Source organism: Kitasatospora sp. NPDC005856, from assembly GCF_040629945.1.
Classification (GTDB): domain Bacteria; phylum Actinomycetota; class Actinomycetes; order Streptomycetales; family Streptomycetaceae; genus Kitasatospora.
The window spans coordinates 230,804-240,970 of sequence record NZ_JBEXWT010000002.1 but is presented as its reverse complement, the minus strand read 5'-3'; the positions used below and the strand labels follow the sequence as shown (position 1 = coordinate 240,970).

Genomic DNA, 10,167 nt, shown 5'->3' with positions numbered 1-10,167 from the left:
TCCCTTCCCGCACCACGGGCTCACCTGCTCTCGGAGTCCAGCATAACTTAACCCGGTAAAAATGCTGACTTGGTTGCTCACCCCCGCCGTGGCCCCGCTCCCCCCACCGCCCACGTAACTCCGGCATCCGGCAGCCGCCGTCCCCAAGAGGGACATTCCAGCCGCAACCAGTAGCAATCTACGCGAAGTAATCTGACGATCTGACAGCATTGTGAATGCATCCCCCGGCCGCCGCCGCCCCTCCCGGGGGCAACTCCGACGGACCCGATCACCACTCCGACGGCCCAAGGACCGCCCCGCACACGCCGCGTCCGAAGATCTTCCACGGATCTTCCCCGACCGGACGCTCCACCTCCCGTCCGGACCGCTACGCTGTGCCTTCCCCAGTGTGATGATCTGCCATCAGAGGACGTGGCCATGACGACAAGTCAGGACTTCCCCCACCAGGGCCCGCAGGACGACGACTCCCCGGAGCTCAGCCAGTGGGAGCGTTTCGGCGTCGACACCACTGCCCCGCACTCTGCGCGCGTGTACGACTACTGGCTGGGAGGCAAGACCAACTTCCCGCCGGACCGCGCCATGGGGCAGGCGATCGAGCAGGCCGTCCCGAGCGTCAAGGAGATGGCCAAGGCCAACCGGGCGTTCCAGGGCCGGGCCGTGCGCTACCTGGCCCAGGAGCACGGCATCCGCCAGTTCCTCGACCTCGGCACCGGCATCCCGACCTCGCCGAACACCCACGAGATCGCCGAGGCGGTCAGCCCGGGGACCCGGGTGGTCTACGTCGACAACGACCCGATCGTGCTCGCCCACGCCCGCGCCCTGATGGTCTCCAGCCCGGCCAGCCGCACCACCTACATCCACGCCGACCTGCGCAAGCCCGAGGAGCTGTTCGCCGACCCGGCGCTCACCGCCACCCTCGACCTCACCCAGCCGGTCGGCCTGCTGATGATCGCCGTCCTGATGCTGATCGCCGACGAGGACGACCCGTGGGGCCGGGTGGCCGCGCTGCGCGACGCCCTTCCGTCCGGCAGCTGCATCGCCCTGACCACCCCGACCCCGGACTTCGACCCCGAGGCCGTCGGCAAGGTCGCCGAGGCCGCCCGGGCCGGCGGAATGACCCTGGTGCCGCGCGGCTACGACGACGTGGTCCGCTTCTTCGACGGCTGGGACCTCGTCGAGCCGGGCGTCGCCCCGGTGCTGGCCTGGCGCCCGGACGGCGAGCCCCCGGCCGACCCGAAGGCCGCCTACTACTGGGGCGGCGTCGCGATCAAGCGCTGACACCCCCACCCGCCGGGTGGGACGCAACCGTCCCACCCGGCCGAGGCGTCACTTCAGCAGCCGCGACAGCCGCCGGTCCGCCAGCGGCTTGCCCCCGGTCTGGCAGGTCGGGCAGTACTGGAGCGAGGAGTCCGCGAAGAACACCTCACGAATCGTGTCCCCGCACACCGGACAGGCCTGCCCGGTCCGGCCGTGCACCCGCAACCCGAGCTTCTTGTCCGCCTTCAGCTCCCCCGCCGCCAGCCCCCGCGAGCGCTCCACCGCCTCCCGCAGCGTGCCGCCCAGCGCCTCGTACAACCGGGCCACCTCGTCCTCCGTCAGACTCCCGGCGATCTTGTACGGCGACATCCGGGCCGCGTGCAACACCTCGTCCGAATAGGCGTTGCCCACTCCCGCCAGCACCCGCTGATCCCGCAGCACACCCTTGATCCGCCGCCGCTCCCCCCGCAACAGCGCGGCGAAGTCCGCCAGGGCGAAGCCCGGATCCAGCGGATCCGGACCGAGCCCGGCCACCCCCGGCACCTCGGCCGGGTCCCGCACCACATGGACCGCCAGCCCCTTCTTCGACCCGGCCTCGGTGAGATCGAACCCGTCCCCGCCCTCCCCCACCAGCCGCACCCGCAGCGCCAACGGATTGCGCGGCCCCGGCCGCGGCGGCTCAGCAGGCATCCCGTCCCTCCACCGCACCCACCCGGCCCGCGCCAGGTGAACCACCAGGTGCACCCCCTCGGCCTCGACGTCCAGGAACTTCCCGCGCCTGCTCACCGCCCCGACCGTCCGCCCCTCCAACACCGCCACCGGCGGGTCGTACGTCTTCAGCGCACTGATCGCCACCGGCTGCACCCGGGCGATCACCCGCCCGACCAACCGCCCGGACAGGAAGACACTCAGCGCCTCGACCTCAGGCAGCTCCGGCATGCACCCAGTCTCTCCCCGCCACCCGCCCTCCGCGCGCTCACCCGAGCCCCCACCAAGCGCAAGGGACGCCCCCTCCCCCACCCCCCTTTGCCCACCCCCACCCCCAAGGCGCAGGCTGGACCCCAGGGAGGTGCCACACCCCATGAGCACCCTTGAGGAACAGATCGACATCGCCGCCCCCGTCCTGGCCGCCTGGGAGCAACTGCACCGCGTGCACGAGTACCCCCGGTTCGTCGACGGCCTCCGCACCGCCCAGCCGCACGGCCGGAACCTGGCGCACCTCGGGGTGGAGGTCGACGGCACGGAGCGCTCGGTCGAAGCCGAGATCACCGACCGAGGCCGGGGCCGGGTGATGGCCTGGCGGACCCTGGACGCCCTCCGGCTGCGCGGCGCCTTCGCGCTGCTGCCGCTCGACGCCCGGCACACCCGCCTGCAGATCCGGGTGGAGTACGACCCGGAGGCGGTGCGGCGGGAGTTCGGCGGGCCGCGCGGTTTCGCCCAGGCGGGTGCGATCGAGCGCGCGGTTCGCGAGGACCTGGACCATTTCCGGGAGCTGGTCGAGGCGCGGGTGCGTGCCGCCGACGCCCACCCGTGAACACCCCTGTAAGCACCGGATAAGCCCAGCTCAGCCCGGGTGGTGAGGCTGTTCACAGCCCACCGCCCGGCAGACCGTTCCGGTTTCAACCTGTGGCAGACTCGGATCCCATGGACATCGGCCCGGTCACCAGGACGCTCCGCGCGGCGGTCTTCGCCGCGCTGGTCGTGCTGCTCGCCGGGCTCGGCCAGGTGCTGGTCACCGGCCGCGCGCTGCCGGTCGGCCCGATGCTGCTGGCCTCGGCCGCCGTCTTCGCGGTGGCCTTCGCGCTGGCCGGCCGCGAGCGCGGCTATCCGGCGATCGCGGCGGTGTTCCTGCCCTTGGAGCTGGGCGCCGGCGCGCTGTTCGACCTCGCGCAGAGCACCTGTCCCTCGCTGCCGCCCGGCGCCGGGCACGGCCTCCAGCCGCTGCTGTGCGGCGGCGGCTCGCTCGGCGGTTTCCTGCTCGGTCACGGCGTCTCCGCCCGGACCGGTGTGCTGCTGCTCCTGCTGCTGCACACGGTGATCGCGCTGGCCGGCGCCTACTGGCTGCGCCGTGCGGACGCCGCGCTGTGCTGCCTGGCCGGCGCCGTCCGGATGCTGGGCGAGTTCCTGCACCGCCACCTGCCGGCCGCCGCCCGCTGGCTGCGGCTGCTGACCGCCCCGCTGCCGGCCCGTCCGCCGGCGCGGGCGCCGTTCCCCCGGGCCAGCCGCACCCTGGTCCCCGCCGAGGACGTCGTCGTCCGCCCGGCCGTCCGGCGCGGTCCCCCGGTGTTCGCCCTGGCCGTCTGAGCCGCGGGCTCCCCGCCCGATCCCGCTCAGTCGGCTGTCTCTCCCCCTCGCGCAGGCCCCTCGTCGGCCGCGCGCCTCCCCGTACGCCCGAGAGCACAGGACGACACCCCATGAGCAACTCCCGCAAGACCGACAGGAAGACCTCCGCCACCGACCGCATGCGCGCCGCCCGTGCCCAGGCCGAACGCTCCGACCGCGTTCGCCGCCGGGTGGTGGTCGGCGGCGCCTCCGCCGCCGTCCTGGCCCTCGCGGCGGGCGTGGCCTTCGCGGTCGGCGGCTCCTCCGGCTCCGGCTCGGTCGCCGCCGCGAACGGCCCGCTGGTGGTGCCGGCCAACGCGAGCGGCACCGACGGCACCGTGATCACCTACGGCAAGGCCGACGCCCCGCACACCCTGGAGGTCTACGAGGACTTCCGCTGCCCGTTCTGCGAGCAGCTGGAGACCACCACCGGCAAGGCGATCCAGCAGCTCGCCGACGACGGCTCGTACAAGGTCGAGTACCACCTGGCGACGTTCCTGGACAACAACCTCGGCGGGAAGGGCTCGCGCACCGCGCTGGCCGCCGCCGGCGCCGCGCTGAACGAGGGCGTGGACAAGTTCAAGGCGTTCCACGACGTGCTGTACGCCAACCAGCCGGACGAGCGCAGCGACGCCTTCGGCGACGTCAACCACATCCTGGACCTGGCCGGCCAGGTGCCCGGCCTGAAGACCGACGCCTTCGTCAAGGCCGTCCAGGACGGCACCTACGCCCCGTGGGCGGCCAAGGTCAACGAGGAGTTCAACAAGAGCGACGTCACCGGCACGCCGACCGTCAAGCTGGACGGCAGGAAGCTGGACGTCCTCACCAACGGCAAGGCCGTCTCGCCCGAGCAGTTCACCGCGATGGTCAAGCAGGTGACCGGATGACGGCCGGCTCCCCCGCCGTACGGCCCGCCTTCGGCGCGAGCCGGCCGTTCGCCTGGCTGCTGCTGATCGGCGGCGCCGTCGGCCTGTTCGCCTCGACGGTCCTCACGCTGGACAAGATCCGGCTGCTGGAGGATCCGTCCTACGTCCCCAACTGCAACATCAATCCGATCATCAGCTGCGGTTCGATCATGCGCAGCGCGCAGGCGGAGGCCTTCGGCTTCCCCAACTCGCTGATCGGGCTGGTCGCCTTCGGGGTGGTCGTGGCGATCGGCGCGGGACTGCTCTCGGGTGCGGCGTACCGGCGCTGGTTCTGGCTCGGCCTGCAGGCCGGGACGGTGTTCGGGGTCGGCTTCGTGACCTGGCTGATGTACCAGGCGCTGTACCGGATCGGCGCGCTCTGCCCGTACTGCATGGTGGTGTGGGCCGCGGTGATCCCGCTGTTCTGGTACACCACGCTGCACAACCTGCGCACCGGCGTGATCCCGGTGGGGCCGCGGCTGCGGGTGGCCGTCCGGGAGGCGGCGCGCTACCACTGGGTCGTCCCGGCCCTGTGGTACGCGGTGATCGCGCTGCTGATCCTCAACCGGTTCTGGTACTACTGGAGCACCCTGATCTGATCTGCCGCGCTGCGAGCGCGCCGGCCCGCCACCCCCGGACGGGTGACGGGCCGGCGCGACGGGCGGAGGGGAACGTCAGAACACGTAGGCCTCGACCTCGGCGAGGAGTTCGGCCCGGCGCCGCTCGCCGATGAAGGAGGCGCGGAAGGAGTTGGCGGCCAGCAGCCGCAGGGTCTCCTGGTCGAGGGCGAGGGCCTCGCGCACGGCGCGGAAGTTGTCCTCCACGTAGCCGCCGAAGTACGCCGGGTCATCGGAGTTGACGGTGACCAGCAGGCCGGCCTCCAGCATTTCGGCCAGCGGGTGGTCGGCGAGGGTGTCGATGCAGCGCAGCCGGACGTTGGAGAGCGGGCAGAGGGTCAGCGGGATCTGCTCGCGCACCAGGCGGGCGACCAGCTCGCCGTCCTCCAGGCAGCGCAGCCCGTGGTCGATCCGCTCGACGCCGAGGACGTCCAGCGCCTCGGTGATGTACGCGGCCGGGCCCTCCTCGCCCGCGTGGGCGACCCTGCGCAGCCCGGCCTCGGCGGCCCGGCGGTACACCTCGCGGAACTTCACCGGAGGGTGGCCGACCTCGGCGGAGTCCAGGCCGATGCCGGCGATCCGGTCGAGGTACGGGCGGGCGGCCTCGAAGGTCTCCAGCGCGGACTCGGCGGACTCGTCCCGCAGGAAGCACATGATCAGCTGGGTGCTGATGCCGTACCGCTCCTCACTGCGTTCCAGCGCCCGGGTCAGTCCGTCCACCACCACGCCCAGCGGGACCCCGCGCGCGGTGTGCGCCTGCGGGTCGAAGAAGATCTCCGCGTGGCGCACGCCCTGCTCGGCGGCCCGGGCCAGGTAGGCGTCGGCGAGGTCGGCGAAGTCGTCCTCGGTGCGCAGCACGGTCATCAGCGCGTAGTAGAGGTCCAGGAAGGACTGGAGGTCGCTGAAGGAGTACGCCTCGCGCAGCGCCTCGGTGTCGGCGTACGGCAGCTCCACGCCGTTGCGGGCGGCGAGCTCGAAGGCGAGTTCGGGCTCCAGGGTGCCTTCGATGTGCAGGTGGAGTTCGGCCTTGGGAAGCGGCATGTGCGTGTCCGAGCGGTAGGCGGGGCGGTCCTGAACGTGTACGGAAGGATTCATCCTATGATCCGCCCCAGTTCCCCGGCCCGGTGGGCGGCTCGCGCGCGGACGGATCGGGTGCACCGGCGACGGTCCGCGGGCACCCTGGAGGAGGGGACTTCCGCCGAGGAGGCACCGAGATGCGGCACGCCGACGACCCGCACATCCGGCCCGCGGGCATCTCCCCGCACGCCCTGGGCAACGACACGCTCCTGCACGAGCTGGAACAGCTCCACCGCACCCGCCACGAGACCTTCCTGTACGGCTCGGAGGAGGCGCTGAAGCGGCACACGCTGCGCACCGGGGAGCTGGAGGCCGAGTACCTGCACCGCTTCCCCAACCGGCAGGTCACCGCGGCCCGGACCAGGGCCGGGGCCCGGGCCCGGGAGGCGGCGGCCCGGGTGGAGTCGCTGCCGGAGTGAGGAGAGCGGATCGCGCGCCCGACGGGACACGCCGGGCGCGCGGTGGCGTGCCCGGAGCCGGGCGGTCAGGGAGGGTGTGAGGGCAGACGCACCGGACCCTGACCCTCCTGGGAGCCCCGCATGCCCATCGCCAGCGTCAACCCCGCGACCGGCGAGACCCTCCAGACCTTCGAGCCGCTCGACGCGGCCGGCGTCGAGCAGCGGCTGGCCCGCGCCGAGGCCGCCTTCCACAGCTACCGCGGCACCCCCTTCGCCGCCCGCGCCGAACTGATGCACCGCGCCGCCGACCTGCTGGACCGGGACCAGGAGGTGGTCGCCCGCACCATGACCGAGGAGATGGGCAAGCCGCTCGCCGCCGCCCGCGCCGAGGCCGCCAAGTGCGCCAAGGCGATGCGCTGGTACGCGGACAACGCCGAGGCACTGCTCGCCGACGAGCACCCGGCCCCGGCCGACGTGGCCGACTCCGGCGCCGCCCGCGCCTACGTCCGCTACCGCCCGCTCGGCCCGGTGCTGGCCGTGATGCCGTGGAACTTCCCGCTCTGGCAGGTCGTCCGGTTCGCCGCGCCCGCCCTGATGGCGGGCAACGTCGGCCTGCTCAAGCACGCGTCCAACGTGCCGCGCACCGCGCTGGCGATCGAGGAGCTGTTCCGGCGGGCCGGTTTCCCCGAGGGCTGCTTCCAGACGCTGCTGATCGGCTCGGGCGCGGTCGAGGGGGTGATCCGGGACCACAGGGTCGCCGCCGTCACCCTCACCGGCAGCGAGCCGGCCGGGCGGGCGGTCGCGGCCACCGCGGCGGACGAGGTCAAGAAGGCCGTGCTGGAGCTGGGCGGCAGCGACCCGTTCGTGGTGCTGCCGAGCGCCGACGTGGACGCCGCGGTGCGCACCGCCGTCCGGGCCCGGGTACAGAACAACGGCCAGTCCTGCATCGCCGCCAAGCGCTTCGTCGTGCACACCGACGTGTACGACCGCTTCACCGCCGGCTTCACCGAGGCGATGCGCGCGCTGAAGGTCGGCGACCCGATGGACGAGGGCACCGACGTCGGCCCGCTGGCCAGCCGCCAGGGCCGGGACGACCTGGAGGAGCTGGTCGAGGACGCCCGCACCCGCGGCGCCCGGGTGGAGTGCGGCGGCGGTCGGCCGACCGGCTGGGACACCGGCTGGTTCTTCGAGCCCACGGTGCTGACCGGCATCACCCCGGCGATGCGGATCCACCAGGAGGAGACCTTCGGCCCGGTCGCCACCGTCTACCGGGTGGCCGACCTGGACGAGGCGGTGGCGGTCGCCAACGACACGCCGTTCGGGCTCAGCGCCAACGTCTGGACCGACGACGAGGCCGAGCGGGAGCGCTTCGTCCGGGACATCCAGGCCGGCGGGGTGTTCTTCAACGGGATGACGGCCTCCCACCCGGCGCTGCCGTTCGGCGGCGTCAAGCGCTCCGGGTTCGGGCGGGAGCTCTCCGGGCACGGGATCCGGGAGTTCTGCAACGTCACCACGGTGTGGATCGGCTGAGCCCTCCCGGCCCCCGCGCCCGTCCCGGCCGGGTCAGGACGCCACGCGGTGCCGGCCCGGCCCGGGGGTCATCCAGCGGGCGAGCACGCCGAACATCGCGATGACCGTCAGGCCCCAGAAGATCGCCATCGGCACCAGCACCGCCAGCAGGCTCACCTGGGTGGCGACCATGCCGAGGCCTATCGAGAGCGCGATCATGAACGTCACCACGGTGGGGCTGAGGCTGAGCAGCCAGTGCCAGACGCGGTGCCCGAAGCCCCGGGCCTTGCGGGCTTCGGGGCCGACGGCGGCGTCGGCCTTGGCGTCGACTTCCTGGTAGGTCAGCAGGTCCATCGGGATCGCCTCCAATGCTGGACGGCTGGGACGGGAGGAACGCCTGGCCCGGGAGGGGTCAGGAGGCCTTGCGGGGAGCCGAGGGCTTCCGGGTGGTGGTCCGCTTCGCCGCCGAACTCCTGGTGGCGCCTTTGGCGGCGCCCTTGGCGGCATCCTTCTCCGCGGTCTTGGCGGCGGTGTCCGAGCCCGCCTTCGCGGCGGTCTTCCGGGCCGCCGGGGCGCTCTTCTTCGCCGGGGCGCGCCTGCGCGGCGCGGGCTCCTCCTCGGCGCCCGATTCCTCGGCGCCCGCCTCCTCGGCCCCGGTCTCCTCGGCCCCGGCGCCCCGCCCGCCCTTGGCGCGCTTGAGGCTGCTGCGCAGCGCCTCCATCAGGTCGATCACGTTGTCCGGCGCCTCGCCCGGCTCCTCCTCGTGCGGGACCTCCACGCCCTCCAACCGCGCCGTGATCACCTGCTGCAGCGCCTGCTGGTAGTCGTCGTGCAGCTGGGCCAGGTCGAAGTCCTCGGAGAGGGTGTCCATCAGCGACCGCGCCATCTTGAGCTCCTGCGGCCGGACGGTGACGTCCCCCTCGGGCGCGATGCCGGCCGCCGGACGGACCTCGTCGGGCCAGATGCAGGTCTGCAGCACCAGGGTGTTGTCGTGCACCCGCAGCACCGCGGGCGACTCCCGGGTGCGCAGCGCGATCTTGGTGACGGCGATCTGCCCGGACTCGGTGAGCGCGTCGCGCAGCAGCGCGTACGGCTTGGCGGCGGCCTTGTCGGCGACACCCACGTAGTAGGCCTTGGAGAACATCAGCGGATCGATCTCGCCCTCGTCGACGAAGGCCAGCACGTCGATGATCTTCTTGCTGGGCAGCGGCAGGTCGGCGAGGTCCTCGTCGGAGAGCGTGACGGTCCGCCCGTCGGGGGACTCGTACCCCTTGGCGATCTCCGCGTACGGGACCTCCTTCTCCTCCCGCTCGCAGTACCGCTTCATCCGCACCCGGCCGCCGTCCTTGGCGTGCACCTGGTGCAGCGGGACGTCGTGCTCCTGGGTCGCGGAGTACAGGTGGACGGGGATGCTGACCAGCCCGAAGCTGATCGTCCCCTTCCAGGTGGTCTGCATGGGGTCGCTCCTGACCGGCGCCGGGAACCGGCCGGCACCGAGCACGCTCGGGCTGCTCCTGCGGCACGCCCCGAGAATCCCACTCTGCCCGGATTTGCGAGGATCGGCCACACCGCGCCGAGAATGGGCCGAGGAGGTCGATGGGGATGACCACCCGGAGCCGGGAGAACCGGCAGGACCGGCAGGACCGGCAGGACCGGCAGGACCGGGGCCAGGCGCCGCCGCCGGAGCGGTACGGCTACCTGGTGACGTACGCGGTACGGGGCGAGCCCGGCGCACGGCGCGCGGAGGTGACCGTCCTGCCCGGATACTCACAGGAGGAGGACATCCCCCGGATCCTGGCCGCCCGACTGACCGGGCGGCCGGCGGACGAGGCGGCGATCACCGTCCTCGACGTGCGGCCGATCTGACCGCCCACGTGCGGGCGACTTGAGCCCCAGCAGAGCTTGGCAACCTTTCCGAATACTGACGATGCGTCAGATCTGAGGTTTCCATGCCACCTTTCCACCCACTCTGACCAGGCCTTTTGTGTCCGGTAAGCGAACAGTTATCAAAGCTCTGTTCCGATACCCGGGCGTAGAAGTTAGGTTGCGACGCAATGCGCGGGCCAGTCCCCCACCCTCCGA

At 72.6% G+C, this 10,167-nt stretch carries 12 protein-coding genes; 8 read left to right on the top strand and 4 right to left on the bottom strand.

Going from position 1 to position 10,167, the window contains the following annotated elements:
• Positions 1–417 precede the first annotated feature (417 nt).
• The gene (locus ABZ449_RS03570; RefSeq protein WP_360339471.1) at positions 418–1,278 is read left to right on the top strand and encodes an SAM-dependent methyltransferase; all 861 of its coding nucleotides are present in this window, start codon (positions 418–420) and stop codon (positions 1,276–1,278) included.
• A 48-nt stretch (positions 1,279–1,326) separates the two neighbouring features.
• Here the strand turns inward: ABZ449_RS03570 and ABZ449_RS03565 are convergent, their stop codons facing one another.
• A complete protein-coding gene (locus tag ABZ449_RS03565; RefSeq protein ID WP_360339468.1) occupies positions 1,327–2,196 on the bottom strand; it encodes a DNA-formamidopyrimidine glycosylase family protein in 870 nt (289 codons plus the stop codon).
• A 142-nt stretch (positions 2,197–2,338) separates the two neighbouring features.
• Here ABZ449_RS03565 and ABZ449_RS03560 point away from each other — a divergent pair, with 142 nt between their 5' ends.
• From ABZ449_RS03560 to ABZ449_RS03545, 4 genes are all read left to right on the top strand, one after another.
• Positions 2,339–2,791 (top strand): SRPBCC family protein, encoded by a 453-nt coding sequence (locus tag ABZ449_RS03560; protein ID WP_360339465.1) that lies wholly within the window; start codon positions 2,339–2,341, stop codon positions 2,789–2,791.
• 110 nt (positions 2,792–2,901) lie between these two features.
• The gene (locus tag ABZ449_RS03555; RefSeq protein WP_360339462.1) at positions 2,902–3,561 is read left to right on the top strand and encodes a hypothetical protein; all 660 of its coding nucleotides are present in this window, start codon (positions 2,902–2,904) and stop codon (positions 3,559–3,561) included.
• A gap of 110 nt (positions 3,562–3,671) precedes the next feature.
• Positions 3,672–4,466, top strand: coding sequence for a thioredoxin domain-containing protein (locus ABZ449_RS03550; RefSeq protein ID WP_360339459.1), 795 nt, complete (start codon positions 3,672–3,674; stop codon positions 4,464–4,466).
• On the top strand, positions 4,463–5,083 hold the full coding sequence (locus ABZ449_RS03545; protein WP_360339456.1) for a vitamin K epoxide reductase family protein: 621 nt from the start codon (positions 4,463–4,465) through the stop codon (positions 5,081–5,083). Before ABZ449_RS03550 ends, ABZ449_RS03545 begins: the two co-directional genes overlap by 4 nt.
• A 75-nt stretch (positions 5,084–5,158) precedes the next feature.
• Here the strand turns inward: ABZ449_RS03545 and ABZ449_RS03540 are convergent, their stop codons facing one another.
• The gene (locus tag ABZ449_RS03540; protein ID WP_360339453.1) at positions 5,159–6,142 is read right to left on the bottom strand and encodes an adenosine deaminase; all 984 of its coding nucleotides are present in this window, start codon (positions 6,140–6,142) and stop codon (positions 5,159–5,161) included.
• Positions 6,143–6,315: 173 nt separating this feature from the next.
• On the opposite strand from ABZ449_RS03540, the gene ABZ449_RS03535 reads away from it, so the two are divergent.
• Together ABZ449_RS03535 and ABZ449_RS03530 are read left to right on the top strand one after the other, a co-directional pair.
• A complete protein-coding gene (locus ABZ449_RS03535; protein WP_360339450.1) occupies positions 6,316–6,597 on the top strand; it encodes a DUF6158 family protein in 282 nt (93 codons plus the stop codon).
• Positions 6,598–6,717: 120 nt separating this feature from the next.
• Positions 6,718–8,106 (top strand): NADP-dependent succinic semialdehyde dehydrogenase, encoded by a 1,389-nt coding sequence (locus tag ABZ449_RS03530; protein ID WP_360339447.1) that lies wholly within the window; start codon positions 6,718–6,720, stop codon positions 8,104–8,106.
• Between the two features lie 33 nt (positions 8,107–8,139).
• Here ABZ449_RS03530 and ABZ449_RS03525 read toward each other — a convergent pair whose 3' ends face one another.
• Positions 8,140–8,439 (bottom strand): hypothetical protein, encoded by a 300-nt coding sequence (locus ABZ449_RS03525; protein WP_360339444.1) that lies wholly within the window; start codon positions 8,437–8,439, stop codon positions 8,140–8,142.
• 58 nt (positions 8,440–8,497) lie between these two features.
• Positions 8,498–9,541 carry a Ku protein gene (locus ABZ449_RS03520; RefSeq protein ID WP_360339441.1) on the bottom strand — a complete coding sequence of 348 codons (1,044 nt, stop codon included), beginning with the start codon at positions 9,539–9,541 and terminating at the stop codon, positions 8,498–8,500.
• Between the two features lie 146 nt (positions 9,542–9,687).
• On the opposite strand from ABZ449_RS03520, the gene ABZ449_RS03515 reads away from it, so the two are divergent.
• Positions 9,688–9,951 (top strand): hypothetical protein, encoded by a 264-nt coding sequence (locus ABZ449_RS03515; protein WP_360339438.1) that lies wholly within the window; start codon positions 9,688–9,690, stop codon positions 9,949–9,951.
• Positions 9,952–10,167: the final 216 nt, after the last annotated feature.

Excerpts from the sequence above, each read along its gene's own strand:
- ABZ449_RS03570 (WP_360339471.1), top strand. The coding sequence starts at position 418 with ATGACGACAAGTCAGGACTTCCCCCACCAGGGCCCGCAGGACGACGAC.
- ABZ449_RS03565 (WP_360339468.1), bottom strand. The coding sequence starts at position 2,196 with ATGCCGGAGCTGCCTGAGGTCGAGGCGCTGAGTGTCTTCCTGTCCGGG.
- ABZ449_RS03560 (WP_360339465.1), top strand. The coding sequence starts at position 2,339 with ATGAGCACCCTTGAGGAACAGATCGACATCGCCGCCCCCGTCCTGGCC.
- ABZ449_RS03555 (WP_360339462.1), top strand. The coding sequence starts at position 2,902 with ATGGACATCGGCCCGGTCACCAGGACGCTCCGCGCGGCGGTCTTCGCC.
- ABZ449_RS03550 (WP_360339459.1), top strand. The coding sequence starts at position 3,672 with ATGAGCAACTCCCGCAAGACCGACAGGAAGACCTCCGCCACCGACCGC.
- ABZ449_RS03545 (WP_360339456.1), top strand. The coding sequence starts at position 4,463 with ATGACGGCCGGCTCCCCCGCCGTACGGCCCGCCTTCGGCGCGAGCCGG.
- ABZ449_RS03540 (WP_360339453.1), bottom strand. The coding sequence starts at position 6,142 with ATGCCGCTTCCCAAGGCCGAACTCCACCTGCACATCGAAGGCACCCTG.
- ABZ449_RS03535 (WP_360339450.1), top strand. The coding sequence starts at position 6,316 with ATGCGGCACGCCGACGACCCGCACATCCGGCCCGCGGGCATCTCCCCG.
- ABZ449_RS03530 (WP_360339447.1), top strand. The coding sequence starts at position 6,718 with ATGCCCATCGCCAGCGTCAACCCCGCGACCGGCGAGACCCTCCAGACC.
- ABZ449_RS03525 (WP_360339444.1), bottom strand. The coding sequence starts at position 8,439 with ATGGACCTGCTGACCTACCAGGAAGTCGACGCCAAGGCCGACGCCGCC.
- ABZ449_RS03520 (WP_360339441.1), bottom strand. The coding sequence starts at position 9,541 with ATGCAGACCACCTGGAAGGGGACGATCAGCTTCGGGCTGGTCAGCATC.
- ABZ449_RS03515 (WP_360339438.1), top strand. The coding sequence starts at position 9,688 with ATGACCACCCGGAGCCGGGAGAACCGGCAGGACCGGCAGGACCGGCAG.